We start from the raw sequence: 25449 nt of genomic DNA on the forward strand, positions 1-25449 counted from the left end.
AGCCAAAATCTTTTGTTGCAAAACAACGGTTTGCGGCGGATATGTACAGTTTTTCCCTTCATCCCGGTCATACCCCATCCATGTTCCGGGCGTCGCCGATCGGTGGCGGGCGAGCTGAATATCAGTGTTATCAGCAGTCGCGGCGGGGTTGCGGCTGCTGCAGAATGGACAAAACCTTCGGAGACGATGCGCATGAGCCACTCCCCCTTCGCCGCACCCAACACCACCCGCGTGGCGCCGCCGCCGGCGCCGCCGCGCAGTTACCCGGCGAAACCGTCCGATGCGTACCTGTTCGGCACTTGCGTACTCGACCTGTTCTTTCCGGATGCGGGCATGGACGCGATCCGCCTGCTCGAGCGCGAGGGCATCCGGGTCCATTTTCCGCAGGCCCAGAGCTGCTGCGGCCAGCCTGCCTACACTTCGGGCTACACCGACGAGGCCCGTGCCGTGGCGCGCGCGCAGCTTGCCCTGTTCGGCGGTGACTGGCCGGTGGTGGTGCCCTCGGGCTCGTGCGCCGGCATGTTCCGCCACCATTACTTCGAGCTGTTCAAGGACGAGCCGGAAACCCTGGCGCAGGTCGCCGCGCTGGCCGAGCGCACCTACGAACTGGCCGAGTTCCTGCTGAACGTGTGCCGGGTGCAGCTGCGCGACAGCGGCGCACCGGTCAGGGTCGCATTGCACACGTCCTGTTCGGCACGGCGCGAGATGAACACCCACGAGCACGGCCGCGCGCTGCTCGCCCAGTTGGCCGGGGTGGAGCGGGTCGAGCATGACCACGAGAGCGAATGCTGCGGCTTCGGCGGCGCGTTCAGCGTGCGCATGCCCGATATTTCCGGGGCGATGGTGCGCGACAAGGCCGCTGCGCTGAACGCTTCGGGGGCCGCCGAAGTGGTGAGTGCCGACTGCGGCTGCCTGCTCAACATCAACGGTGCGTTCGAGAAGCAGGGCGACACCCTGCGCGGTGAACACCTGGCCAGCTTCCTGCTGCGCCGCACGGCGGCCAAGGCTGGGCAGGAGGCGGGGAAATGAGCGCCGCCGTCGGACAAGCGGGAGTGCCGATCGCCTTCAAGCGCAACGCCCGCGAGGCGCTGGGCGATGCCCAGCTGCGGCGCAACTTCCGCGGTGCGATGGACTCGCTGATGGCCAAGCGCCTGGTGCAGTTTCCCGATGGCGACGAGCTCGAGCGCCTGCGCGCCTTCGGCAACCGGGTGCGGGCGCGGGCGCTGTCGAAGCTGCCCGAACTGCTCGAGCGCCTCGAGGCCAGGCTGACACGCAACGGCGTCAAGGTGCACTGGGCGGAGACGGTGGACGAGGCCAATGCCATCGTCCAGCGCATCGCCGAGACCCATACGGCGAAGAAGGTGATCAAGGGCAAGTCGATGGTCAGCGAGGAAATGGAGATGAACCATTTTCTCGCCGCACGCGGCGTCGACTGCCTGGAGTCGGACATGGGCGAGTTCATCGTCCAGCTGCGCGAGGAGAAGCCCTCGCACATCATCATGCCGGCGATCCACCTCAATGCCGGGCAGGTCGCCAAGCTGTTCCACGACAAGCTCGACGTGGACTACACCGAAGATGTCGACCGCCTGATCCGGATCGGGCGCGAGACCTTGCGGCGCAAATTCTTCGAGGCCGATATCGGCGTCTCCGGGGTGAACTTCGCCGTCGCCGAAACCGGCTCCCTGCTGCTGGTGGAAAACGAGGGCAACGGCCGGATGTCGACGACCGTGCCGCCGGTACATATCGCGGTGACCGGGATCGAGAAAGTGGTCGAGAACCTGCGCGACGTGGTGCCGCTGCTGTCGCTGCTGACGCGTTCGGCGACCGGCCAGGCGATCACCACCTATGTGAACGTGATCTCCGGCCCGCGCAAGGACGAGGAACTCGACGGCCCGCGCGAAGTGCACCTGGTACTGCTCGACAACGGCCGCAGCCAGGCCTTTGCCGACAGCGAGCTGCGCCAGACGCTGAACTGCATCCGCTGCGGCGCCTGCATGAATCACTGCCCGGTCTATACCCGCATCGGCGGCCACGCTTACGGCACGGTGTATCCGGGGCCGATCGGCAAGATCGTGACCCCCCACATGCTCGGCCTGGAGGTCACCCGCGACCTGCCCACGGCTTCGTCGATGTGCGGCGCCTGCGGCGAAGTCTGTCCGGTGAAGATCCCGATTCCCGCCTTGCTCCGCCGCCTGCGCGAGGAGGCGGTGCGGCCACCGCAGGCCGAGCCGCACTTCATGCGCGGCCAGGGGGCGAAGTATTCGGCCAAGGAGACTCTGGTGTGGAAGGCCTGGCGCAAGATGAACACTTCGCCCGCGCTGTACAAGGCCTTCACTTACGCCGGAACCCGCTTCCGTGGTCTGATGCCGCCCAGGATCGGCCCCTGGACCGAGCACCGCAGCGCTCCCCGGCTCGCTCCGCGCACGCTGCACGAACTCGCCCACGACCATCTCGGTGACGAATGAGGACTGAATGAACGCCAGGGACAGGATTCTCGCCAGGCTGCGCACCAGCCTGGAAGGCACGACGGCGCTTGCCGACGACTATGACGAGGCGCTGGTGACCGAGCCGTGGCGCTATGCGCCCGAACGGCGGATCGCCCGCCTGCGCGAAATGCTCGAGGCCGTGCACGGCGAGACCGCGCTCACCACCGCCGCGCAATGGCCGGCGCGGGTGCTCGAAGCGCTCGCCGCACGCGCCATCGAAGAGCTGCTGGTCGCGCCGGAAAGCGCTCATGGGCGGCAGCTGGCCGCTCATCTCGCCGCTGCCGGCGGCACGCTGCGCCTGAAGGCCTATGACCGCCCGGTCGAGGCCTGGAAGGACGAGCTGTTCTTCCATACCCCGGCCAGCCTCACCGGCACCCTCGGCGCCATCGCCGCCACCGGCAGCCTGGTGCTGTGGCCGACGCCGCAGGAGCCCCGCCTGATGAGTCTGGTGCCGCCCTTGCATATCGCGCTGCTGAAGGCGAGCGAAGTCCATGACAACCTGTACGAAGCGATGCGTGCACAGGGCTGGACGGAGGGCTTGCCGACCAATGCGCTGCTGGTTTCGGGCCCGTCGAAGACGGCCGATATCCAGCAGACCCTGGCTTATGGCGCGCACGGGCCGAAGGAGTTGCTCGTGCTGATCCTCGAGGACGCCTGAGAGTTTGTGAAAATTTCCCGCCAATTCATTTGGTATAATTCTTGCATTCCAGCCACCCTCCGGTAACCCAGTCATGACAGCTCACGCCCGCGTGGTTCTGCCGAACCGCAGCCAGATGGAGTTTCGCGCCAGCGACCTCGAGTCGCTGCTGCCGGAAGGTCATCGGGCGCGGCTGGTGTGGTCGTATGTGGCCGGGCAGGACTTGGGGCGCTTCTATGAGCGGATCCGGGTGCGTGAGGGCGGGGTTGGTCGGGCGGCGATTGCGCCGGAGATCCTGCTGTCGCTGTGGCTGTACGCGACGCTCGACGGGGTGGGTAGCGCGCGCGAGGTGGCGCGCCTGACCGATGCGCATGATGCGTACCGTTGGTTGTGCGGCGGGGTGCAGGTCAATTACCACACGCTGTCGGACTTCCGGAAGGATCACGGCGAGGCGCTCGACGAGTTGCTCAGCGCCAATGTGGCAACGCTGATCGACGCCGGGGTGGTGAAGCTGCGCCAGGTGGCGCATGACGGCATGCGGGTGCGGGCCAGCGCGGGGGCGGGATCGTTCCGGCGCGAGGACAAGCTCGCGGGCTACCTGGAGGCGGCCCGCGAGCGGGTTGCGCAACTCAAGGCCGAGCTCGAAGCCGACCCGGGCAAGGCCGATCGGGCTCGTCAGGCGGCACGGCTGCGCGCGGCCCGTGAGCGCGAGGCCCGGGTGGCTGAGGCGCTGGCGCGCTTGCCCGAGCTCGAAGCGATCAAGCGCCGCCAAGGCAAGGCCGCCGATCAGGCGCGCGCCTCGACGACCGATGCCGAGGCGACGGTCATGAAGATGGGCGACGGCGGGTTTCGGCCCGCCTACAACCCGCAGTTGGCCAGCGACGTCGATTCGCTGGTGATCGTGGGCGTCGAGGTGGCCACGGCGGGAAGTGATCAGGGTCAGATGGTGCCGATGATCGAGCAGGTGCGCGAGCGTTGCGGTCAGGCGCCCGAGGCCTGGCTGGTCGATGGCGGCTTCGTGGGTCACCAGCAGGTCGAACAAGCCAGCGCGCACACCACGGTGTACGGGCCGGTGCCGGCGGCCAAGGACAAGACGGTGGATCCGCACCAGCCCAAGCCGGATGACAGTCCTGCGGTGGCGGCGTGGCGAGCGCGCATGGGGACCGACGAGGCCAAGGCGATCTATAAGAACCGCGCCGCAACCGCCGAGTGCGTCAATGCCCAAAGCCGCAACCGGGGACTGCAGCAGTTCCGCGTGCGCGGACTGGCCAAGGTCAAGTGCGTGGTCCTGTTCTTTGCCTTGGCCCACAACCTGATGCGTATGGCCAGCCTCGCGCCGGAGATGCTCGCCCTCGGGAAAGGTGCGTCTGCAGTGACCGGAATCGGGGCTTGAACGTACGAAACGGCGAAAAACGACCCGAAAAACCAGATAACGCGAGTGCCTTTATGCTGAACAGATCATCTGGCCGCCACGGCGGTCACAAGCCCACTTGCGCCCCCTTCGGTGGGCATAACCGAAAAGCTCACAAGCTCTGAGGAAAGGATGCTCGCCCCCGGCCCGCATGGCGGGGCCGGGAGGCCCTCATTTGGCCGCCGCTTGCGTCGTGGGTGCAGCGCTGGCGGCAGGCTGCAGGTCGAGTTCGGCGCGCACGATGCCGGACTCGCCCGAGGGGACGAAGCGGAACTCGAGGAACTGCAGCAGCTTGAGCATCGGCTCGTTTTCCGACATCACGTCGCCGACGAAGCGGCGGATGCCGCGCTGGCGGGCGTAGTCCATCAGCTTGTTCATCAGCAGCGTGGCGAGGCGCTGGCGCTTGATGTCGGAGCGGATGACGAGGGCGAACTCGGCGGTGTCGTTGTCCGGATCGGCCACCGCGCGCGCCACGCCGAGCGTTTCCGGCTTGCCGTCGGCATCGATCGCGCTGGCGATGAAGGCCATTTCGCGGTCGTAGTCGATCTGGGTGAGGCGTGCCATTTCGCGGCGCGGAAACTTCGGGATGTAGTGGAAGAAGCGGTAGGTGAAGTCCTGCCGCGTCAGCCGCGACAGGAAGTCGTAGTGCGCCGGCTCGTCCTCGGGGCGGATCGGACGCAGCAGGATTTCGCGCCCATCGCGCAGCGCCGCTTTTTCTTCCAGCGCCTTCGGGTAGGGCTGGATGGCGAGGCGGTATTCCTGGCGCGGCTCGGCCGACAGGCGGATGTGGGCGTCGATCGCCTGCACGCCTTTTTCATCGGCGAACAGGGGGTTGATGTCGAGCTCGGCGATTTCCGGCAGGTCGACGACGATCTGCGACACCTTGGTCAGGGTCAGCGCGATCGCGTCGCGGTCGGCCGCCGGCAGATGCGGGCGCGCGTCGAGCAGGGCGGCGGCCTTGGTGCGGTCGATGAGGTCGTGGGCGAGCGGCAGGTTCAACGGCGGCAGGCCGACGCCGAGGCCGCGGTAGATTTCGAGGGCGCGGCCGCCTTCGCCGAACAGGATCAGCGGCCCGAACAAGGCGTCGGTGGTGACGCCGATGAGCAACTGCCGGGCATGGCCGCGCAGCACCATGCGCTGCACGGTAAAGCCGCCGATGGTGGCGTCGGGGTGGGTGCTGCCGACGCGCGCCAGCATGCCGTGGGCGGCGGCCTCGACCGCTTCGGCGGTTTCCAGGTTCAGCGCGATGCCGCCCACGTCCCATTTGCGGCGGATGTCGCGCGACATCACGGTGAGCGCGACCGGCAGGCCGATGCGCTCGGCGATCCGCCCGGCCTCTTCCGGGGTCGCGGCGAGGTGGGTCTGCACCACCGGGATGCCGTAGGCCTCGAGGATGGCCTTGGAGTCGGCCTCGCTCAGGCTGGTGCAGCCGGCATCGAGCGCGGCCCGGATCACGCCGCGCGCGCGGGCGACGTCGGGCCTGAACTCGACCGGTTCGGACGGCGGTACCTGGGTCAGCACTTCCGAGGCGATGCGGTGGTTGAACATGTGGAGGAAGGCGCTCGCCGCATGTTCGGGGGTATCGAAAGTGGCGATGCCGGCATCGACGAACAGGCGGCGCTCCTCGGCGACGCTTTCGTCGCCGACCCAGCAGGTCATGACGTTGCCGCCGATCTCACGCACGGTCTTGATCACGCTGTGAGCCACGTCCATGCTCTTGCTCAGGGCGTTGGGTGTGTGCATCAGCAGCACGGCGTCGCCGTCCTGCTCTTCCTGCAGCACCTTGAGCACTTCCTCGTAGCGCGAGGGGGCGGAGTCGACCTTGATCTCGACCGGATTCTGCCCGTCCCAGTCCGGCGACAGGATCCGGCGCAGGCGGGTTACGGTCTGCTCCTTCAGGGGCGGCATCATGTAGCCGCTCAGATAGAGGCTGTCCTCGACCATGACTCCGGCGCCGCCGCCGTTACTCACCGCCACCAGGCGATTGCCGCGCAGGGGGCGGGAGCGGAGCACGGTCTCGACCGCGCCGAACATTTCGTCGAGGTGATCGACGCGCAGGATGCCGGCCCGTCGCAACACGGCGTCATGGACGTCGTCGCTGCTGACGAGGTTGGGAACGTCGAGGAACAGGGGGTCGGAGACCCCGAGCAGGCGATTGTTGGGTGAGCGCCCGGCCTTGATCGCGACCACCGGCTTGTTGCGCGCGGCGGCGCGGGCCGCGGCCATGAAGCTGCGGCGCTCGTGGATCGATTCGATGTAGAGCAGGATCGCGCGGGTATCGGAGTCGCTGCCGAGAAAGTCGAGCACTTCGCCGAAACCGATGTCGAGGCCGTCGCCCAGCGACACGAAATAGGACAGGCCGACTTTCTTGCGCAAGGCCCAGTCGAGCACCATGGTACCGACCGCGTCGCGCTGCGACACGAAGGCGAGCTTGCCGGGCTGGACCTGGATCTGGGAGAAGGTCGCATTCAGCCCCAGCCCGGGCACCAGGATGCCGAGCGTGCTGCCGCCGAGCAGACGGATGCCGTGACGCCGGGTGGCTTCGAGGATCGCCACCGAGATCGGGCGGCCGTCGGCGCCGATCGTCGTCGCCAGCTGGTTGGCCATGACGATGACCGCGCGCGTGCCGCGTCGGCCGAGCTGCTCGATCAGCTCCGGGATGACCTTGGGCGGGGTGCAGATGATCGCGAGGTCGGGCGTCTGCGGCAGGGCGGCGACGTTGGGGTAGGTGAGGACGCCGGCTACCGATTCGTACTTCGGATTAACCGGCATGATCGGGCCGGCGAAGGTGCCCGCCAGCAGGTTGCGCATCAGCACGTTGCCCATGCGCCGGTGGCGCACGGTGGCCCCGATCACGGCGATGGAGCGCGGATTGAACAGGCTTTGGAGGTGTCGGAAACTCATGACCCGCGACCGAGAATTCAGATGAAATACCAGTGTAATGCACTGGGCGGCATCTGTAAGCATCCCGGGGAGGGGAGCTTGTCCGGTGGCGTGCGCGGGCCGTGGGGCACGGCGGCGCGGGGCCGCCGTGTGCCTGCGGGGAGTTTCAGGCCTGCTGGGCTTCGAGCAGATCGACGCCGTCGGCGGCGAGGAAGCGGCGCAACCGTTCGCGCAGCGCCGGCGGAATGGTGATGCCGTGCAGGCCGTCGAGTCCGGCGACCACGCGGACCAGGATGGCGCGCATGCGCACCTGTTCGCCGACCCGGCCTTCGACCCTGATCGTGAACGACTTGTTACCGAGGCGGGTGACGAGCAGGCTCAGGCACAGAATGTCGCCGATCTTGCTGGGGGCGATGAAGTCGACCTCGATACGTGCGGCGGGGACGCCGATGCGATCGTTCATGTGGAGATCGGCAAAGCTCGTGCCCATGCCTTCGATGAACCAGTCCTCGACCAGCTCGTCGATGATGACCAGGTATTCGGGGTAAAAGACGATGCCGGCGGGGTCGCAGTGATGGAAGCGGATCAGGTGATTTTTTTCGAACGCGGTGTTGGGGTGCATTGGAAGAGTCTTGTTGTGGTTGGCGGGAGAGGAGAAAAAAGGGGGGAGAAAAGGGGCGACCCCGGGCTACGGGGCCGCCCCGCCGGCATCGCCGCGCGGGCTTATGCCGGCACTGCCGAGGCCGCTGTGCGCAGCGCTTATTGTGCCCGGTGTTTTTCGACCAGCTTGCGTGCTTCGTCCAGCATGGCCTGGCCTGGATAGCCCTTGGCCGTTACTTCTGTCACCCATTCGGCCGCAATCTTATCGCCGATTCCGCGCCACTTGCTGGTTTCGGATGCGGGAATGGTGTTGAACTGGTTGCCGTTCCTGATCGCCACTTCGCGCGAGGGCGCGGCCGAATCGTCCCACGCACGGCCCAGGCGGGCGGAAAGCTCGATCCCCGAGTTGGCGTCGATGACCTGTTTCAGATCGGCCGGCAGGCTGTCGTACTTGGCCTTGTTCATCGCCACCACGAATACTGCCGAGTACAGTGCCGGTTCGGTTGCAGCCGTTTCGGAATGATAGCGGGTCAGTTCGTGCAGCTTCATCGATGGCACGATTTCCCATGGCAGCAGGTAGCCGTCGATGACGCCTTTGGAGACTGCCTCCACCACTGCCGGCATCGGCATGCCGACCGGTGAGGCGCCCATCTCGGCCAGCATCTTGTTGGTCAGACGGGTCGGCGCGCGCATCTTCAGGCCTTTGAAATCCTCCATCGTCTGGATCGGCCGCTTGCTGTTGTGGGCCTGTCCATTGTCATGGACATGGAAGGCCAGCGGCTTGACCTGGGCAAAGTCCTTTTGCCCATATTTTTCATAGTATTCCCACAGCGCCCGGCTGGTTGTTTCCGCCTTGTGGGACATGAAGGGCAGCTCGAACACTTCGACCGAGGGGAAGCGGCCCGAGTTGTAGCCCGGCAGGGTCCAGCCGATGTCGGCAATGCCGTCGACGACTTGCTGGAACACCTGGGTCGGGGTGCCGCCGATCTGCATCGCCGGGTAGATCTGGCACTTCATGCGGTTGTTCGACTCGGCTGCGATCTTGTCGCACCAGGGCACCAGCTGCTGATGTCCGAGTGCCGTGGTCGGCCACATGTGCGACACCTTCAGGATGACTTCCTGGGCCGTCGCCGCCGTCGTGAATAGCGCTGCTGCTGTGGTGACCAGCACTGCGCTCAGGTGCTTTCCTCTCATGCTTCGCTTCTCCTCACATGCGCCACTTGGTGTGATGCAGGACGGGTTCCCGTGGCTGTGACCCGCCCTGAAATGACCGGCTTTCTGACCGGCATTTTTGTTCCGATGGTACAGCAATGCAGCGTCAGGATCGGCGCGAACGAGGCTCAGCCGCCGCGGAACACAGGGGGGCGTTTTTCCAGGAAGGCGCGCATGCCTTCTTTCTGGTCCGCGCTTGCGAACAGCAGCTGGAAAGCCTTGCGCTCGAGCATCAGGGCGGTGTCGAGCGAGGCATCCTGACCGGCAAGGAGGACCTCCTTGATCTGGGCGATGGCAAGCGGTGGCAGGGTGGCGATGTGGCGGGCCAGTTCGAGGGCACGCGCCTGGACCGCGTCATCGGCCACCACTTCGCTGGCCAGGCCCATCGCCAGGGCTTCGCGCGCGCTCACCGGGAGGCCGGTGAGGACCATTTTCATCGCCTGGAACTTGCCCACGGCGCGAGTCAGGCGCTGGGTGCCGCCGGCGCCAGGCATGATGCCGACCTTGACTTCGGGCTGGCAGAAACTCGCGCCTTCTCCGGCGATGATGATGTCGGCGTGCATTGCGAGTTCGCAGCCGCCGCCCCAGGCATAGCCGTTGACCGCGGCGATGACCGGTTTCGGACAGGCTGCGATCGCCTGCCACAGGCGCTGGGTCTGGCGCAGCATGATCTCGATCGCACCGGCGTCGGCCATTGCGCGGATGTCGGCGCCGGCGGCGAAGCAGCGCTCGCCGCCGGTGAGGACGATGCAGCGTACTTCGGCCGCCTGGCCGAGACGGTCGAAGTGCTCGGCCAGTGCGCTGCGGACTTCCTGGTTGAGGGCGTTGCGGGCGTCGGGGCGGTTCAGGCGGACGACGGCGACATCGGGTGTCGGCTGCTCGACCAGTACTACGCTCATGAGGGACTCCTGAAGCAGGATAGGGCGAAAAACCGGCAGACGTGAATCAATCTGCCGCGCACGGGGATTGCTTCACCCTTGTTCAGAGGGTCGCCTGCAGCATGTCGCGCAGCCGATATTTCTGCACCTTGCCGGTGGCCGTGCGTGGTAGCTCTTCGAGGAACTGGATCGTGCGCGGACACTTGTAGATCGACAGCGTGCCGCGCAGGGTCGTCATCACCGCTTCGCTCAGCTTCTGCTGGCTCGCCGACGGATCCTCGGGGACGATGAACAGGGTCAGCCGGGTCAGACCGTCGTCGTTGGGAACGGCGACCACCACGGCTTCGGCAATGCCCGGCACGGCCGATGCGCAGCTTTCGATTTCCCCCGGGCTGACCCATTGGCCGGAAATCTTGAGCATGTCGTCGGCACGACCGTTGTGGTACCAGAAGCCGTCGGCATCGAAGCTGAACATGTCGCCCGGGTAGTACCAGCCATCGCGGAGGGCTTTTTCGGTGGTCTCGGGCAGCTTCCAGTAGCCGACGAATTGCGATGCCATGCGGATGGCGATCAGGCCCGGCGTGTCGGGGGTGGTGATCTCGTTGCCCAGCTCGTCGAGCAAGCGGACTTCCGCCCAGGGGACGCGCTTGCCGCAGGAGCCGATCCGGTACGCGTCGGGGCGGGCGCACAGGAACAGGAACACGGTTTCCGAGGCGCCGATGCCTTCGGTGATGGGGATGCCGAAGGTGTCGAGCCATTGCTGGCCGATATTCTCCGGCAGTTTTTCCCCGGCCGAGACGAAGTGGCGGATGTCGCGCATGGCTGCCGATTCGCCCGCACCCTCGCGCAGCAGGTTGCGGTACATCACCGGGGTGCTGAACAGGATCGTCGGCCGGTGGCGCGCGGCCGTGGCCATGACGCGCTCGGCGTCGGGCCATCCGGGGGCGACGATGACGGTGGCGCCGCACTGCAGGCCGCCCATCAGGGAATGGCCGAGCGACCAGCCGAAGAACATCTTCGAGGTGGTGAATACCCGGTCCCCGGGCTTGATGCCAAAATACTCGCGTTCCAGGCGGTCGGCGATCAGCACCGAACGATGGGCGTGCATGACCGCTTTCGGGCGCCCGGTGGTGCCGGACGAATACAGCCAGTAGGCGACATCGTCCGGCGCGACCTGAACGGACTCCAGGGTGGCGGCCTGGCCATCGAGGAAGTGCTTGAAGGCGATGATGGCCGGAGCGGGGGCTTCGTCGCCGCGGACGACGACCTGCGGCGGCTGCTCGAGCTCGCCGGCGATCTGCTGGTATAGGTGGAGGAACTCAGCGTCGATATAGAGCAGACGGCAGGCGCTGTCCTGGATCACATAGAGGACGTCGCGCGGGGCGAGGCGTACGTTGAGGGCGACCGCGACCGCGCCGATGCGCAGCGTGCCCAGATAGGCCGCGACCAGTTCGGGAGAGTCGTCCATCAGGAAGAGGACGCGATCGCCCTTGCCGACGCCATGGGCCCGGAGGGCGTTGCCGTGACGGTTGGTTGCGGCATCGAGCTCGCGGTAGGTGATCGAGCGCTCTGCGCACAGCATCGCGGTTTGTTCGCCGAGGCCCTGCGCCAGGGGACGGCCGATGATCTCGTCGGCGGCGTTCATGCTTTGTTGCGGCTGCAGTTGTTCAGACATCGTGCTTGCTCCGAATCGCGGTAAATCGCCCCGCTGGGGCGGATGGGGCGGCATAGGGAACCGGGCGTGCAGTTGACGCTAGGGCACGATCGGGTCCGCTGGCCGGCACCGATGATCCGACCGGGCTGCTCGCTTCGGCGGGCAGGCCCGGCAGGCCTGCTCAGCTGTCTTCGTAGGCGGTGAGGGTCTGGCGGGCGATGATCAGCTGCTGCACCTCGGTCGCCCCTTCGTAGATGCGCAGGGCGCGGATCTCGCGGTACAGGAGTTCGACCGGGTGGTTGCTGACCACCCCGCAACCGCCCCAGATCTGGACCGCGGAATCGATCACCTGCTGGGCGCTTTCGGTCGCCGTCATCTTCGCCATCGCCGCCTCGCGGGTCACCTTGTGGCCCTGGTCGCGGCGCCAGGCGGCGCGGTAGGTGAGCAGGGCGGAAATATCCACGCTGGTCGCCATCTGGGCGAGCTTGACCTGGGTGATCTGGAAGTCGGCGAGTTTTTGCTGGAACATCTCGCGGGTGGTGGCGCGGCGCAGCGCCTCGTCCAGGGCACGGCGCGAAAAGCCGAGCGCGGCCGCGGCGACCGAAGTGCGGAAGATGTCGAGCGTCTGCATCGCCACCTTGAAGCCGAGGCCGGGAGTGCCGAGCATGGCCGATTTGTGCACCCGGCAATCGGTAAAGCGCAGGCGGGCCAGAGGGTGGGGAGCGATCACTTCGATGCGCTCGGCAATTTCCAGCCCCGGGGTGTCGGCATCGACGATGAATGCGGACAGGCCGCGTGCGCCGGGCGCTTCGCCGGTGCGGGCGAACACGACGTAGAAGTCGGCGATGCCGCCGTTGGAGATCCAGCTCTTCTCGCCGTCGAGGACGTAATACTCGCCGTCCAGGCGCGCGCTGCAAGCCATCGCCGCGACATCGGAGCCGGAGCCCGGCTCGGACAGGGCGAAAGCGGCAAGGGCCTGACCGCTGGCGACGCGGGGCAGATATTCGCGCTTCTGGGCGTCGCTGCCGTGCAAGGTGATCGCTCCCGAGCCCAGGCCTTGCATGCCGAAGGCGAAGTCGGCCAGACCCGAGTGCCGTGCTAGGGTTTCGCGCAGCAGGCAGATCGAGCGCGTATCGATGGTTTCGTGCTCTCCGCCGTAGGAGGTGCCGCCGACGCAGTAGCGCAGCCAGCCGGCGGCGCCGAGCTTGGCGACCAGCTCGCGGCAGGCGGAGTCGAGCTCACCGTGGTGCTCGCTGATGTTGTTCGTGGCCCAGCTGTCGAGCTCGGCTTCCAGCTTGCGGTGGCGATCTTCGAAGAAAGGCCACTCGAGATAGGATTTTTCGCTCACTGCACGCTCCACTTGCTTGTTGAGTCATCGGCCGCATTTAATGCGGACGGTATATCCGGTCAGGTCACATCATTTCGCCGCCGGCGACCGAGATCGACTGGCCGGTGATCGCCTCCGAGCCCGGCAGGCACAGCCAGAGGACCGCGTTGGCGACTTCCTGGGGCCGGACCAGGCGGCCCTGGGGGTTGAAGCGGGTCAGTTCGGCCAGCGCTTCGGCCTCGCTGCGCCCGGTCTTGGTCTGAATGTTCGAGACCGAGTCGCGGACGATGTCGGTGTCGGTGTAGCCGGGGCAGACGGCATTGACGGTAACGTTCTTCCGCGCCGTCTCCAGGGCCAGGGCCCGGGTCAGGCCGATCACGCCGTGTTTGGCGGCACAGTAGGCACTGACGTAAGGGTAGCCTTTCTGTCCTGCGGTGCTGGTGATGTTGATCACGCGCCCCCAGCCGGCGGCGAGCATTCCGGGCAGAACGGCCCGGGTGCCGAGAAAGACGCCGGTGAGGTTGACGTCGAGCATCTGCTGCCAGAGTGCGGGGTCGGTCTTGACGAACGGCGCACTGAGCGCCTGGCCGGCATTGTTGACCAGGATGTCGACCGGGCCGAGGCGTGCCTGCGCTGCGGCAAAGGCGGCTGCGACCGAATCGGCCTGGGCGACGTCGACGGCTTCGCAGTGCACCTGGCTGAATGCACGCAGCTCCTCTGCCTGCTGTTCCAGCCGGGGAAGGGTTCGCCCCATCAGGGTGACGGCGGCGCCCTGTTCCGCCAGGCTGTGGGCGATGGCCGCACCGATACCGCGGCCGCCACCGGTGATCACCGCATGTTTTCCGGAAAGTGCACGACTATGCGTCATCGGCAGGAGTCCTTGGCAGGGTTGGAGGGCGGCAGGCGGGCGCAGTACAGGAGGCGCCCGCCGTGCCTGGCTTCAGTTGCCTTCGAAAACCGGCTTCTGCTTGGCCACGAAGGCGTTGTAGGCGCGGGTGAAATCCTGCGTCTGCATGCAGATGGCCTGGGCTTCAGCTTCCGTTTCCAGCGCCTGTTCGATGCTCATGTCCCATTCCTGGTGCAGGCACTTCTTGGTCATGGCGTGGGCGAAGGCCGGGCCGTTGGCCAGCGACAGGGCCATTTCCTGGGCCTTGGCGAGGACCTGGTCGGGTGCGACGAGGTCGTTGAAATAGCCCCAGGCCTGGCCTTCCTGGGCGCTCATGACGCGGCCGGTGTAGAGCAGCTCGGAGGCGCGGCCATGGCCGATGATGCGCGGCAGGATCGCGCACGCACCCATGTCGCAGCCGGCGAGGCCGACGCGCACGAACAGGAACGCGGTCTTGGCGTCGGGAGTGGCGTAGCGCATGTCGGAGGCCATCGACACGATCGCGCCGGCGCCGGCGCAGATGCCGTCGATGGCGGAGATGATCGGCTGCGGGCAGGTGCGCATTTCCTTCACCAGATTGCCGGTCATGCGGGTGAAGGTGAGCAGCCCGTTCATGTCCATCTTGGTGAGCGGGCCGATGATGTCGTGCACATCGCCGCCGGAGCAGAAGTTGCCGCCGGCGCCGGTGATGACGATCGAGCGCACGTCATCGACGTACTGGAATTTGTGGAAGGTGTCGCGCAGTTCGGCATAGCTTTCGAACGTGAGCGGATTCTTGCGGTCGGGGCGGTTCAGGGTGATGGTGGCGACGCGGTTGGCGACTTCGAGCTTGAAGTGTTCGGGATGCCAGTCGGCGGCTTTCAGCTTGTACATTGCAGTCTCCGGGATGTGATTCGGGTTGATCGTGTTCGGACCGCGGTCTCAGCCGACCATGGTCATGCCGCCGCTGACGCTCAGCACCTGGCCGGTGATGAAGTCGGAGTCGCTGCTGGCGAAGAACAGCACGGCATCGGCGATTTCGGACGGCTTGCCGAGGCGGCGCATCGGGGTCGCCTTGACGAAGGCTTCCTGGTGCTTTTCAGGCACGGCGGCGAGCAGCGGAGTGTCGGTGGGGCCGGGGCAGACGCTGTTGACGTTGATCTTGTAGCGCGCCATCTCGCGGGCCAGCGCCTTGCCGAAGGCGATCGCACCGCCCTTGGCGCCCGAATACACCGTTTCGCCCGTGCTGCCGACGCGGCCGGCATCGCTCGCCACGGTGATGACCTTGCCGCCCCGGCCGCGGGCGATCATGCCGCCCAGGAAGGCGTGGGTGACGGCGACCGGTCCGAGCAGGTTGAGATCGATGACCTTGCGCCAGAAATCGGGACTGTTTTCCATGAAGGGCTGGATCTTCCCCCAGCCGGCGACGTTGACCACGATGTCGACTTCAAGGCCGTTCTCTTCCACCGCCTTGGCGAACACCCCGACCGAGTCGAGGCTGGTGACGTCGAGCGGGAAATAGTCGGCCTTGCGCCCGCTTTCACGGATGGCTGCAGCCACGGCGGCGCCTTTTTCCTGGTCGAGGTCGCCGATCACTACGTGTGCTCCGGCCGCAGCCAGCGTTTCTGCCGTTGCCCGACCGATACCGGACGCGCCGCCGGTGACAACTGCCGTTTTGCCCTCAAGTCGCATTTGTTCGAACCTCCGGATTGGGATCATAGATTTCGCCGGACGAGCGCTGCGCCGCTTTGCGCTCGATCGGTGTGCTTGCGGGTGCCGTTGAATAACGGGACGGCACCGCATGTGATGAATGATCATTCAGTCAGATTTCGAAGTCAAGGAAATTTTGAGCGGCCCTGGAGTGCCGGTATTTCTGTTGTTAATAAAAGGCTTTGATCGTTGGTGTGCTTGATTTTCGAGTTCCGGCATGCGACTCTTCGGATGAATGATCAATCAGTCATTGCGGCCCAGGCGGACATATGGCCTGGGGTATGCGCAGATGAGCTGGATCTCCCCACTCAACCCAACGAAACGAAAGGAAGCCATGATTTCCCTGAATATCGATGGAGCGGTTGCCACCGCCACGCTGTGCCGCCCCCCGGTCAATGCCATCAACGACGAATGGCTGGATCGCTTCAATGAAATCCTGGACTGTGTCGAAGCCAATGACGAGGTCGGAGTGCTGTGGATTCGCAGCAATCAGCGTGTTTTCTGCGCCGGGGCCGATCTCGAACTGATCCGGACACTTTTTTCGACCGAAGCGGGGCGGGCGCAGATGATTGCCAGCACGCGGCGCATGCAGGAGGCTTTTGCGCGGCTCGAACGTTTGCCGAAAGTGTCGGTCGCCGAGATCGGCGGCGCTGCGATGGGCGGTGGTTTCGAACTCGCGCTGGCCTGCGACCTGCGCCTGGTCGCCGAGGAGGCCAGCGTCGGCCTTCCCGAAGCACGGCTCGGGCTGCTCCCCGCCGCCGGTGGAACCCAGCGCATGACCCGGATCTGCGGTGAAGCGGTGTCCCGCCGCCTGATCCTGGGGGCGGAACTGATCAGCGGTGCGCAGGCGGTGACCCTCGGCTGTGCCCATCGCAGCGCGCCGGCGGCCGAACTCGAGCGTCTCGCCCGCGAGCAGGTCGCCCGCCTCGCGGAATTGCCGGCGCAGGCGCTGGCGGCCTGCAAGCACTGCATCTTCGCTGCGCTCGACGGTACGGTGGACGGTTACGAAGTCGAGCTCGAGGGCAGCGCCGCCTTGCTCGCCGCGCCGGATACCCAGGCGAGGGTGCAGCAGTTCCTCGCCCGGCAGAAATGATTCGTGCCGCCCGTCCCGCCTTGTCGGGGGAGGAGTGGATCCAGGACAATGCACGCCGCCTCGGGTGAGGTACAGGGCCGCCGACCTGCAGTGGTCCGCGGCCTGCCGGCTGCGCAGCCCTTGCAGGACGGACAAAAGTGTCAATAGGAAGAACGACGATGAGTGCAGCGGGAGAGGTGAAGAGTGTGGTGTCCGACCCCAGGTTGGTCGAGGAGCGCAGGCGGCAGATCATCCTCGCGGCGGTCGAGCTGTTTTCCGAGGAGGGCTACCACACGACCACGATCCAGCAGATCGCACGCAAGGCCGGTACCAGCACAGGCTTGATTTACCAGTATTTCGGCGACAAGGAAGATGTGCTCTTCCTGACGCTCAAGCTGGTCATCGATTCCTACGAGAATGAGATCCCGCCGCACCTGGAAGGGGTGTCCCATCCCGTGGAGCGGCTGTGCAAGGCCTTGGCGGCGTACTGCAGCATCGTCGACCGGCTGCGCGACGCCACGGTGCTGGCCTACCGTTCCACCATGTCGCTGCGCGCCGAGCGCCGGAGCCTGATCAAGGATGGGGAAACGCGCACCAATCAGCTGATCGAAGGGTGCGTGCGCGCGTGCACCAGCGCCGGCTTCATGCGCCCGGTCAACGAGCACCTGCTGGCCTATCAGTACGTGATGTTCGCCCACTCGTGGGCGCTCAAGCACTGGTCTTACCGGAACCGCTACACCTTGGAAGAATATGTCGCGGAGGGCACCCAGCTTCTGGTGGAACCTTTCCTGACCGCCAAGGGCCACCTGGTGCTGGCCAGCCTGCGCGCCGCGGAAGAGTCTGCGGCCAGTCCGCCGGTGTGCTGAGTCGCGCGCGCAGCGGATCCGGCCGGGATTGTGCTTATTCCGGACGCTGCGTGTGCAGCAGGTAATTGACGTCGGTGTCGGTGCCGAGCGAATAGACCTTGGTCAGAGGGTTGTAGCTCAGGCCGATGAGTTCCGCCGTGTCCAGGCCGGCGTTGCGGCAATAACGCGTCAGCTCCGACGGTTTGATGAATTTCGAATATTCGTGGGTGCCGGCCGGGAGCAGCTTGAGAACGTATTCGGCGCCGATCACGGCGAATAGATAGGACTTCAGGTTGCGGTTGAGGGTCGAAAAGAAGACGTGCCCTCCCGGCTTTGCCAGCCGGGCGCAGGCGGCGATCGTGCTCGCCGGGTCGGGAACGTGCTCGAGCATTTCCATGCAGGTGACGACATCGAACGTGCCGGCCTGCTCGTCGGCAAAAGCTTCGGCGCTGATCAGGCGGTAATCCACGTTCCAGCCGCTTTCGAACAGGTGCAGGCGGGCGACGCTGAGTGCTTTTTCCGACAGGTCGATACCGCTGACCCGGGCGCCCAGCGCAGCCATGCCCTCGGCCAGGATCCCTCCTCCGCAGCCGACGTCGAGCACGGTCCTGCCGTCGAGCGCGACCTTGTCGTTGATCCAGCCCAGGCGCAAGGGGTTAATTTCGTGCAGGGGCTTGAATTCGGATGCGGGATCCCACCAGCGGTGGGCGAGGTCGCTGAATTTCTGGAGTTCTGCAGGATCGGCGTTGAGTGAGCTCATCATTCGAAGAAGCCAAGGTGGGTTGTCGGTTCGGACTGCCGGGTTCCCGGTCCGTTCAGGAAACTTCGGTACAGAAACGAAAAAGCCCCGCCGAGGCAGGGCTTTCGCATGACGGCTGCAGGATTACTTGGAGCCGATGACTTCCACTTCGACGCGGCGATCCGGCTGCAGGCAGGAAATCTGCGCGGCGCGGCCACGGACGCTGTCGCACTGCTTGCCGGTGACGGGCTGGGTTTCGCCCTTGCCTTCGGTGTAGATGCGGTTGGCGTCGACGCCCTGGGAAACGAGGTAGGTCTTCACCGCGGCGGCGCGGCGCTCGGACAAACGCTGGTTGTAAGCGTCGGAGCCGATGCGGTCGGTGTGGCCGACGGCGAGGATCACTTCGAGCTTCAGCGACTTGGCCTTGGTCGCCAGTTCGTTGAGCTTGGTCTTGCCTTCGGGCTTGAGCACGGCCTTGTCGAAGTCGAACAGGGCGTCAGCCGAGAGCTTGATCTTGTCGGCGGTGGGCTTCGGTGCAGCCTTCGGGGCCGGTGCGGCGGCGACCGGGGCGACACACTTGTCCTTGGCGACGATGTCGGAGTCGCACGCGCAGCCGGCCGGGAACTCGCCGGCCATGGCGGTCGAAGCGGCTGCCGGGCTCCAGTAGCCAGTGCGCCAGCACAGGCCGGCGCCGCTGCGGGCGACGACATTGCGGGCATCGATGACGTAGGGGATTTCGCCCTTGCCGTCGACAACCACGTCCTTTACTTGCGCGAACGCGCCGGGGGCGGAAAGGCCGATCGAGGTGATGGCGGCCAGCATCAGCATCTGCTTCTTGGATTGTTTGATCATGGTTTCCTCTTTGTAGGGCGAGTCGCCGGAATTGCCACTGAAACGCGAAGATGAAGGCAGCCGCGAAGCCATCTCCATGCCGGATGAACCATAGCTATCCAGTTCAATTAACAATTTTAGTTTGCCACACTGAAACCGCACGGAGCAATTCGCTGTCGTTAATATGCAACAGCGGGACGCCTTTGTCCACGCGGGATTCGCCGTTTACCCACACATGGGTGACGTGTTCTCGACCCGCAACGTAGACGAGATGCGACACCGGATCGAAACAGGGGCGGCTTTCCAGGTCGCCGAGGCGAATGGCGCACAGGTCCGCCTGCTTTCCGGGGGTGATGGAGCCGATGGAGGCGTCCAGCCCGAGTGCCTGGGCGCCTGCCAGTGTCGCCATGCGCAGCGCAGTGTGGGCCGGGACGGCGGTCGCGTCGAGGGTGCCGACCTTGGCGAGCAGGGCGGCGTGACGCATTTCCTGGAAAAGATCGAGGCGATTGTTGCTCGCCGCACCGTCGGTGCCGAGTCCGACTCGAAGCCCGGCATCGAGCAGGCGCGGTACCGGCGCGATGCCGCTGGCGAGCTTCATGTTCGAGGTCGGGCAGTGGGCGATGCTGCAGTTGTAGCGGGAGAGGAGCTCGATGTCGCTTTCGTCCATCTGCACGGCGTGCACGCCGATGAAGTTTTCGCCGAGCAGGCCGAGGCGGGCGAGGCGGGCGAGGGGGCGCTGGCCGTCGGTGGCGAGTGCGTTGTGGATTTCGTCGGCGGTTTCGTGGATGTGGACATGGAGCGGGAGCCGGAGCTCGTCGGCAAGCGCGCGGGCGCGGATGAAGCTGGTGTCGGAAACCGTATAGGGGGCGTGCGGTGCGATCGAGAACGAGATCAGCGGGTGGCCAAGCCAGCGCTCGCGGGCGGCGAGGCCTTTGCGTAGGCAGTCGTCGGCATCGCTGGCGTAGGAAGTGGGGAATTCCAGCATGACCAGGCCGAGGACTGCGCGCATGCCGGCCTCGGCGAAGGCCGCGGCGGCGGACTCGGGGTAAAAGTACATGTCGCTGCAGGTGGTGATTCCCCCGCGCAGCATCTCGGCGGCGGCGAGCAAGGTGCCGTCGCGGACGAAGGCCGGCGAAACGTGCCGGCCTTCGGCGGGCCAGATCGCGTCCTGCAGCCAGCGCATCAGGGGAAGATCGTCGGCGAGGCCGCGCATCAGGCTCATCGCCGCGTGAGTGTGCAGATTGACCAGGCCGGGGATCAGCACATGCTCGGCCAGTTCGACCTGCCTTGTCGCGCGGAAGCGGGTGAGCGCTTCGCTGCGGGGCAGGGTCGCGACGATGCGGCCATCGCGTACGGCGATCGAGTGGTTGTCGAGAACGGTTCCGGCAGGCTCGACGGGGACGGTCCAGCGGGCATGGATCAACAGGTCGATGGCTTCGGTCACAACAAACTCCACGGCAGGATGGTCGCCCTCCGCCGGTGAAGGGCGGGCGTCGGGGAGGGGCTGCGGGAGTTTAAACACGTGGCCGAGGAGCGAACAACCGCTGCCGTGCCATCCGGCGGTGCGCATCCGCGCTGCGCTCGTGCCCCCGACCGGGTTCGTGCGACAATCGACGCTGGCCACGTCCGGCGGCAGCATGAAACCTGCTGTTTCAATTGCATGAACCGGCTTCCTACCCGCATCGGAAAATACCGCATCGTCGAGGAGATCGGCCGCGGCGCAACTGCGACCGTGTACCTCGCGCAGAGCGATGATCACCCGTCGCCGGTGGCGCTCAAGCACGTCCGCTTCGACGACAAGGTCAAGGACGAGGCCAAGTGGAACCGGCGTCTGACCAAGCTGCTGAAGGCCGAGCGCGCGGTGTGCGAGCGCCTGGACCACCCGCACATCATCCGCATCTTCGATGTTGCGATCGAGCCCGACCAGGCCTACGTGGTGATGGAGTATTTCCCCGGAGGCTCGCTCGAGCGCTATTGCAGCTTCGAGAACCTGCTGCCGATCCATCGCACGATCGGCATCGTCTTCAAGTGCTGCATGGCGCTCGATCATGCCTTCCGCCAAGGCATCGTGCACCGCGACATCAAGCCTGCCAACATCCTGGTCGATGATCAGGACAACGTGAAGATCACCGACTTCGGCCTGGCGCTCAACATCAGCAAGAAGATCGATACCGACTCGACTTTCATCATGGGCGTCGGCTCACCGGCTTACATGAGCCCGGAACAGATCAAGGGCTATCCGCTGAACCAGAAGACCGATCTGTATTCGCTCGGCGTGCTGCTGTTCCACATGCTCACCGGCCGGCTGCCGTTCAGGGGCGGCAGTCCGGCACAGCTGGTTTACAAGATCATCAATGCCGACCCGCCTTCGGTGTCGCAGCTCAACCCCGACGTGCCCGAGCAGATGGATGCGGTGATCCGTAAGGCACTGGAGAAGGATCTGTATTCCCGCTACCGCAACGGCGCTGAATTCGCCAAGGATCTCGCCGCGGTGCGCTACCGCATTGTCGACGACAGCCACGTTCCCCCCGATGGCGGCCGTTTCGCCGCGCTGCGCGGGTTGGCCTTTTTCACCGAGTTCGAGGATGTCGACTTGTGGGAGGTGGTGCGGGTCAGCTCGTGGCGCAGGGTCGAGCGCCATGTCGCCCTGATGCGGGAAGGGGCGTCCGATCCGCGCTTCGGCATCGTACTCGAGGGCCGGGTGGAGCTCTCGATCGAGGGGAGGAGGGTGATGGAGCTCGGGCCGGGGGAAGTGTTCGGGGTCCAGGCCTGGCTCGATCAGCTCGAGCACCGCCACATGCATACGGTGATTTCGCTTGAGCCGCTCCATTACCTGGAGATCAATCCGGCCGCGCTCTCCCTGGCCAGCGAGGAGGTGCTGGAACGCTTCCGCCGCCAGCTGGGCACCGTCCTCGTGCGCCGCCTGGCGCTGCTCTCGAAGCAACTCGCCGTGAGCGCGGCGGAGGCGGTGAAGGCCGAGCGCAGCGTGGGCCCTCACGAACTGCAGTTGCTCGGCTCCTGAGCCTTTCGGCGGTATTCCGGTCCGCGCCGAGCAGCCCCGGGCAGGCTTGAGGCCGCCTCGGGAGCGGGGGGCATTTCAGCGTTCCGCTCCGCTCGCCAGCGCCCGTTCGCGAGTGCCGGCGAGGGCTGCCGCATCGGGCGGGGGACGCTCGAGCCAGCTGCCCAGGTGCTGGCGGGCAAGATCGGCGAGGGCGTCGATCCAGGCCGCTTCCTCATTCAGGCAGGCGATGTAGTGGAACGCCTTTCCGCCCTTGCCGAGGAAAGCCTCCTTGCATTCGATGGCGATCTCTTCGAGGGTCTCGAGGCAGTCGGAGACGAAGCCCGGACACATCACGTCGACCCGGCCCACGCCCTGCGCCGCCAAGGCTTCGAGCGTCGGCTGGGTGTAGGGCTCGAGCCAGCGGGCCTTGCCGAAGCGGGACTGGAAGCAGACCAGAACGCGGTCCGGTTCGAGTGCGAGCGCTTCGGACAGGAGGCGGGCGGTGGTCCGGCATTCGCAGTGGTAAGGGTCGCCCAGTTCGAGTGTGCGCCGCGGCAGGCCGTGAAAGCTCAGCACCAGGCGGTCGGGGCGGCCGTGGGCGGCCCAGTGCCGGCGCACGGTGCCGGCGAGCGCCGCGATGTAGGCGGGATGGTCGTGGAAGTCGCGCACGAAGCGCAGCTCGGGCGGGTTGCGCCAGTGCTGCAGGCAGTGCGCGACCTCGTCGAACACGGTGGCGGTGGTGCTGGCCGAGAACTGCGGGTACAGCGGCAGCACCAGGATGCGGGTGCAGCCGCGGGCGCGCATCGCATTCAGGGTGGTCGGGATCGAGGGGGCGCCGTAACGCATCGCGTAGCGGATGTCGAGTCCGTCGTGGCCTGCATCGGCGAGATGCCTGGCAAGCAGCCCGGCCTGGCGCAGCGTGTGCACCAGCAGCGGCGAGCCTTCATCCATCCAGATGCTGGCGTATTTTTTGGCGGAGGCCGCCGGGCGCGTATTGAGGATGATGCCGTTGAGGATCGGCCACCACAGCAGGCGCGGGATTTCGACGACGCGCGGGTCGGAGAGGAACTGCTTCAGATAAGGGCGCACGGCGGCCGGGGTCGGCGCTGCGGGGGTGCCCAGGTTGACCAGCAACACGCCGGTGCGTGCCGCGCTGCCATGCTTGAAGGAAGGCTCCATCCAGTAACGGGACATGGGGATCCTGGTTTATCGGGCCGGCACCGAGCCGGCCGCGGCGATGTTCAATGATTGGAAGACAGGGCGTTCGACAGCAGCCGCGCGGTGATGTCGACGATCGGGATCACCCGGTCGTAGGCCATGCGCGTGGGGCCGATGACGCCGACCGAGCCCACCACCTGGCCGTCGACTTCGTAGGGGGCGGTGATCACGCTGCAGCCGTCGAGCGGGGCGAGCCCCGACTCGCCGCCGATGAAGATCTGCACGCCTTCGGCCTTGTTCGAGAGCTCGAGGAGCTGCATCAGGCTGGTGCGCTGTTCGAAAAGCTGGAACAGCTCGCGCAGGCGGGTCATGTTGGAGGACAGGTCCTCGATGCCGAGGAGGTTGGTTTCGCCCGAAATGACGTAGCTGGTGGCGTTTTCTTCCGCAGCCTGGGTGCCGGCATCCACGGTCGCCGACATCAGCTCGGTCATGTCGCTGCGCAACTGGCGCAACTCGTTGGTGAGACCGTGGCGGATCTCGTCGAAGGAGCGGCCGGCGAAGTGCTCGTTGAGGTAGGCGGCGGCATTGCCGAGTTCGCCCGCAGTGTAGGCCCGGCGAGTGAGCAGGATGCGGTTCTGCACGTCCCCCGCGGTGGTCACGATGATCAGCAGGATGCGGTTTTCGGCCAGGCTGATGAATTCGAACTGGCGGATGCGGGCGACGTCCTTGCGCGGCGCGACGACCACTCCGGCGAATCGGGTGAGGTCGGACAGCAAGTGGGACGCGGAATTGAGCACGCGCCTTGGCTGGTCGGGCTGGAGCTGATCTTCGAGTGCCCGGACGCGGGCGTTGGCCAGCGGCTGCACGGTGAGCAGCGCATCGACGAAGAAGCGGTAGCCGCGTGCGGTGGGAATGCGCCCGGCCGAAGTGTGCGGACTGGCGATGAAACCCATGTCTTCGAGGTCGCTCATCACGTTGCGCACCGTCGCCGGCGACAGCTCGAGCCCCGAATAGCGCGACAGCGCACGCGAGCCGACGGGTTGCCCATCCGCGATATAGCGTTCGATCAGGGTCTTCAGCAGGATTTGGGAGCGAGGGTCGAGCGAATTCATGGTGGAAATCGAATATTGCTTTGATTCTAACAGCCTGTCGCGAAGCGTTGAAAAACTGTGACCCCCGCCCGCCTGCCGCTGCACTGCCGATGCGCCAGTCCGCTACCCGGATGTGGTTTAATCCGGCCCCATGAGCACGAATTTCCGGACGCTTGCCCTCATCGGCAAATACCAGAGCCCCGACGTTGCGGAGTCGGTGCTGACGATCGCCCGCTTTCTGCGCGAGCGCGGCCTGCTGGTGTGGATCGAGCAGGGTACGGCGAGTTCCATCGGCGGCGCCGCCGATTTCGCGGCGGCGAGCTACGAGTGCATCGCCGCCGAGGCCGATCTCGCGGTGGTGGTCGGTGGCGATGGCACGATGCTCAACACTGCCCGCCGCCTGGTTGAGCACGCCGTGCCGCTGGTGGGCATCAATCTCGGGCGATTGGGGTTCCTGACCGATATCGCGCGCAGCGACGCGCTCGCACGCCTGGATGAGATCGTCGCCGGCCGTTACACCGAAGAAGTCCGCTTCATGCTCGATGCCGAAGTGTTGCGTGGCGGCGTACGCGTTTTCCATACCCTCGCGCTCAACGATGTCGTCGTGAACAAGGGCGAACTCGGGCGCATGATCGAATTCGAGCTCTCCGTGGACGGCGAGTTCGTGTACACCCAGCGTTCGGATGGCATGATCGTGAGTTCTCCGACCGGTTCGACCGCCTACGCGCTGTCATCGAACGGTCCGATCCTGCACCCGAGCGTCGGCGGCATCGCGCTCGTGCCCCTGTGCCCGCACGCGCTCACCGCCCGCCCGATCACCCTGCCCGATTCGTGCCGCATCGATATCGTGCTGCTTCCGCCTCAAGATGCCCGGGTCCATTTCGACGGCCAGGCCCGCTTCGATCTGCGCGCCGGGGACTGCGTCCGGGTGAGCCGTTCGCCGCACTCGCTGCGCCTGCTGCACCCCGAGGGCTACAGCTACTTCGCGATGTTGCGCGAGAAGCTGCACTGGAGTGCCGAGCCCAGACATGACTGATGCGCGCCCTGAC

At 66.0% G+C, this 25449-nt stretch carries 22 protein-coding genes; 8 read left to right on the plus strand and 14 right to left on the minus strand.

The genetic code is table 11. From position 1 onward, the window contains the following. Positions 1 to 192 precede the first annotated feature (192 nt). From Tharo_RS09415 to Tharo_RS09430, 4 genes are all read left to right on the plus strand, one after another. Positions 193 to 1029, plus strand: coding sequence for a (Fe-S)-binding protein (locus Tharo_RS09415; protein ID WP_107222382.1), 837 nt, complete (start codon positions 193 to 195; stop codon positions 1027 to 1029). Then, positions 1026 to 2465 (plus strand): LutB/LldF family L-lactate oxidation iron-sulfur protein, encoded by a 1440-nt coding sequence (locus Tharo_RS09420; RefSeq protein ID WP_107220952.1) that lies wholly within the window; start codon positions 1026 to 1028, stop codon positions 2463 to 2465. The genes Tharo_RS09415 and Tharo_RS09420 overlap by 4 nt, the downstream gene beginning before the upstream one ends. A gap of 7 nt (positions 2466 to 2472) precedes the next feature. Beyond that, positions 2473 to 3144: a LutC/YkgG family protein gene (locus Tharo_RS09425; protein WP_107220953.1), complete on the plus strand. Its 672-nt coding sequence runs from the start codon at positions 2473 to 2475 to the stop codon at positions 3142 to 3144. Positions 3145 to 3217: 73 nt separating this feature from the next. Next, a complete protein-coding gene (locus tag Tharo_RS09430; RefSeq protein WP_107219580.1) occupies positions 3218 to 4516 on the plus strand; it encodes an IS1182 family transposase in 1299 nt (432 codons plus the stop codon). Positions 4517 to 4705: 189 nt separating this feature from the next. Here Tharo_RS09430 and Tharo_RS09435 read toward each other — a convergent pair whose 3' ends face one another. The 9 genes from Tharo_RS09435 to Tharo_RS09475 form a co-directional block, all read right to left on the minus strand. Then, a complete protein-coding gene (locus Tharo_RS09435) occupies positions 4706 to 7438 on the minus strand; it encodes a bifunctional acetate--CoA ligase family protein/GNAT family N-acetyltransferase (protein ID WP_107220954.1) in 2733 nt (910 codons plus the stop codon). A 145-nt stretch (positions 7439 to 7583) separates the two neighbouring features. Next, positions 7584 to 8039: an acyl-CoA thioesterase gene (locus Tharo_RS09440; RefSeq protein WP_107220955.1), complete on the minus strand. Its 456-nt coding sequence runs from the start codon at positions 8037 to 8039 to the stop codon at positions 7584 to 7586. 137 nt (positions 8040 to 8176) lie between these two features. Then, on the minus strand, positions 8177 to 9211 hold the full coding sequence (locus Tharo_RS09445; RefSeq protein ID WP_107220956.1) for a TRAP transporter substrate-binding protein: 1035 nt from the start codon (positions 9209 to 9211) through the stop codon (positions 8177 to 8179). Positions 9212 to 9357: 146 nt separating this feature from the next. Beyond that, positions 9358 to 10128, minus strand: coding sequence for an enoyl-CoA hydratase (locus Tharo_RS09450; protein WP_107220957.1), 771 nt, complete (start codon positions 10126 to 10128; stop codon positions 9358 to 9360). An 82-nt stretch (positions 10129 to 10210) separates the two neighbouring features. After that, on the minus strand, positions 10211 to 11782 hold the full coding sequence (hbdA, locus tag Tharo_RS09455; RefSeq protein WP_107220958.1) for a 3-hydroxybenzoate--CoA ligase HbdA: 1572 nt from the start codon (positions 11780 to 11782) through the stop codon (positions 10211 to 10213). A gap of 160 nt (positions 11783 to 11942) precedes the next feature. Continuing rightward, a complete protein-coding gene (locus Tharo_RS09460) occupies positions 11943 to 13109 on the minus strand; it encodes an acyl-CoA dehydrogenase family protein (RefSeq protein ID WP_107220959.1) in 1167 nt (388 codons plus the stop codon). A 64-nt stretch (positions 13110 to 13173) separates the two neighbouring features. After that, on the minus strand, positions 13174 to 13956 hold the full coding sequence (locus tag Tharo_RS09465) for an SDR family NAD(P)-dependent oxidoreductase (RefSeq protein ID WP_107220960.1): 783 nt from the start codon (positions 13954 to 13956) through the stop codon (positions 13174 to 13176). A 72-nt stretch (positions 13957 to 14028) separates the two neighbouring features. Then, positions 14029 to 14847 carry an enoyl-CoA hydratase family protein gene (locus Tharo_RS09470; protein WP_107220961.1) on the minus strand — a complete coding sequence of 273 codons (819 nt, stop codon included), beginning with the start codon at positions 14845 to 14847 and terminating at the stop codon, positions 14029 to 14031. 48 nt (positions 14848 to 14895) lie between these two features. Further along, positions 14896 to 15672: an SDR family NAD(P)-dependent oxidoreductase gene (locus Tharo_RS09475; protein ID WP_245880867.1), complete on the minus strand. Its 777-nt coding sequence runs from the start codon at positions 15670 to 15672 to the stop codon at positions 14896 to 14898. 325 nt (positions 15673 to 15997) lie between these two features. Here Tharo_RS09475 and Tharo_RS09480 point away from each other — a divergent pair, with 325 nt between their 5' ends. Together Tharo_RS09480 and Tharo_RS09485 are read left to right on the plus strand one after the other, a co-directional pair. Next, entirely contained in the window at positions 15998 to 16756 is a 759-nt protein-coding gene (locus Tharo_RS09480) for an enoyl-CoA hydratase/isomerase family protein (RefSeq protein WP_107220963.1), read from the plus strand. 158 nt (positions 16757 to 16914) lie between these two features. Continuing rightward, positions 16915 to 17601, plus strand: coding sequence for a TetR/AcrR family transcriptional regulator (locus Tharo_RS09485; protein ID WP_107220964.1), 687 nt, complete (start codon positions 16915 to 16917; stop codon positions 17599 to 17601). Between the two features lie 34 nt (positions 17602 to 17635). Here Tharo_RS09485 and ubiG read toward each other — a convergent pair whose 3' ends face one another. The 3 genes from ubiG to Tharo_RS09500 form a co-directional block, all read right to left on the minus strand. Continuing rightward, entirely contained in the window at positions 17636 to 18340 is a 705-nt protein-coding gene (gene ubiG, locus Tharo_RS09490; protein WP_107222383.1) for a bifunctional 2-polyprenyl-6-hydroxyphenol methylase/3-demethylubiquinol 3-O-methyltransferase UbiG, read from the minus strand. A gap of 123 nt (positions 18341 to 18463) precedes the next feature. Next, positions 18464 to 19171, minus strand: a complete 708-nt coding sequence (locus Tharo_RS09495; RefSeq protein ID WP_107222384.1) for an OmpA family protein — start codon at positions 19169 to 19171, stop codon at positions 18464 to 18466. A gap of 103 nt (positions 19172 to 19274) precedes the next feature. Beyond that, positions 19275 to 20594 (minus strand): TRZ/ATZ family hydrolase, encoded by a 1320-nt coding sequence (locus Tharo_RS09500; protein WP_107220965.1) that lies wholly within the window; start codon positions 20592 to 20594, stop codon positions 19275 to 19277. 216 nt (positions 20595 to 20810) lie between these two features. On the opposite strand from Tharo_RS09500, the gene Tharo_RS09505 reads away from it, so the two are divergent. Then, entirely contained in the window at positions 20811 to 22172 is a 1362-nt protein-coding gene (locus Tharo_RS09505) for a protein kinase domain-containing protein (protein WP_107220966.1), read from the plus strand. A gap of 75 nt (positions 22173 to 22247) precedes the next feature. Here the strand turns inward: Tharo_RS09505 and hemH are convergent, their stop codons facing one another. Both hemH and hrcA read right to left on the minus strand, forming a co-directional pair. Then, complete coding sequence (hemH, locus tag Tharo_RS09510; RefSeq protein ID WP_107220967.1) at positions 22248 to 23345, minus strand: ferrochelatase; 1098 nt, start codon at positions 23343 to 23345, stop codon at positions 22248 to 22250. 47 nt (positions 23346 to 23392) lie between these two features. Further along, entirely contained in the window at positions 23393 to 24421 is a 1029-nt protein-coding gene (gene hrcA / locus Tharo_RS09515; protein WP_107220968.1) for a heat-inducible transcriptional repressor HrcA, read from the minus strand. A gap of 130 nt (positions 24422 to 24551) precedes the next feature. Here hrcA and Tharo_RS09520 point away from each other — a divergent pair, with 130 nt between their 5' ends. Further along, positions 24552 to 25436 carry an NAD kinase gene (locus tag Tharo_RS09520; RefSeq protein ID WP_107220969.1) on the plus strand — a complete coding sequence of 295 codons (885 nt, stop codon included), beginning with the start codon at positions 24552 to 24554 and terminating at the stop codon, positions 25434 to 25436. Positions 25437 to 25449 lie beyond the last annotated feature (13 nt).

The sequence above is a fragment of the Thauera aromatica K172 genome (genome assembly GCF_003030465.1).
Taxonomy (GTDB): Bacteria; Pseudomonadota; Gammaproteobacteria; order Burkholderiales; family Rhodocyclaceae; genus Thauera; species Thauera aromatica.

Bases quoted from the DNA above. Each gene is read 5' to 3' on its own strand.
- Tharo_RS09415 (WP_107222382.1), top strand. From the start codon at position 193: ATGAGCCACTCCCCCTTCGCCGCACCCAACACCACCCGCGTGGCGCCG.
- Tharo_RS09420 (WP_107220952.1), top strand. From the start codon at position 1,026: ATGAGCGCCGCCGTCGGACAAGCGGGAGTGCCGATCGCCTTCAAGCGC.
- Tharo_RS09425 (WP_107220953.1), top strand. From the start codon at position 2,473: ATGAACGCCAGGGACAGGATTCTCGCCAGGCTGCGCACCAGCCTGGAA.
- Tharo_RS09430 (WP_107219580.1), top strand. From the start codon at position 3,218: ATGACAGCTCACGCCCGCGTGGTTCTGCCGAACCGCAGCCAGATGGAG.
- Tharo_RS09435 (WP_107220954.1), bottom strand. From the start codon at position 7,438: ATGAGTTTCCGACACCTCCAAAGCCTGTTCAATCCGCGCTCCATCGCC.
- Tharo_RS09440 (WP_107220955.1), bottom strand. From the start codon at position 8,039: ATGCACCCCAACACCGCGTTCGAAAAAAATCACCTGATCCGCTTCCAT.
- Tharo_RS09445 (WP_107220956.1), bottom strand. From the start codon at position 9,211: ATGAGAGGAAAGCACCTGAGCGCAGTGCTGGTCACCACAGCAGCAGCG.
- Tharo_RS09450 (WP_107220957.1), bottom strand. From the start codon at position 10,128: ATGAGCGTAGTACTGGTCGAGCAGCCGACACCCGATGTCGCCGTCGTC.
- hbdA (WP_107220958.1), bottom strand. From the start codon at position 11,782: ATGTCTGAACAACTGCAGCCGCAACAAAGCATGAACGCCGCCGACGAG.
- Tharo_RS09465 (WP_107220960.1), bottom strand. From the start codon at position 13,956: ATGACGCATAGTCGTGCACTTTCCGGAAAACATGCGGTGATCACCGGT.
- Tharo_RS09470 (WP_107220961.1), bottom strand. From the start codon at position 14,847: ATGTACAAGCTGAAAGCCGCCGACTGGCATCCCGAACACTTCAAGCTC.
- Tharo_RS09475 (WP_245880867.1), bottom strand. From the start codon at position 15,672: ATGATCCCAATCCGGAGGTTCGAACAAATGCGACTTGAGGGCAAAACG.
- Tharo_RS09480 (WP_107220963.1), top strand. From the start codon at position 15,998: ATGATTTCCCTGAATATCGATGGAGCGGTTGCCACCGCCACGCTGTGC.
- Tharo_RS09485 (WP_107220964.1), top strand. From the start codon at position 16,915: ATGAGTGCAGCGGGAGAGGTGAAGAGTGTGGTGTCCGACCCCAGGTTG.
- ubiG (WP_107222383.1), bottom strand. From the start codon at position 18,340: ATGAGCTCACTCAACGCCGATCCTGCAGAACTCCAGAAATTCAGCGAC.
- Tharo_RS09495 (WP_107222384.1), bottom strand. From the start codon at position 19,171: ATGATCAAACAATCCAAGAAGCAGATGCTGATGCTGGCCGCCATCACC.
- Tharo_RS09505 (WP_107220966.1), top strand. From the start codon at position 20,811: ATGAACCGGCTTCCTACCCGCATCGGAAAATACCGCATCGTCGAGGAG.
- hemH (WP_107220967.1), bottom strand. From the start codon at position 23,345: ATGTCCCGTTACTGGATGGAGCCTTCCTTCAAGCATGGCAGCGCGGCA.
- hrcA (WP_107220968.1), bottom strand. From the start codon at position 24,421: ATGAATTCGCTCGACCCTCGCTCCCAAATCCTGCTGAAGACCCTGATC.
- Tharo_RS09520 (WP_107220969.1), top strand. From the start codon at position 24,552: ATGAGCACGAATTTCCGGACGCTTGCCCTCATCGGCAAATACCAGAGC.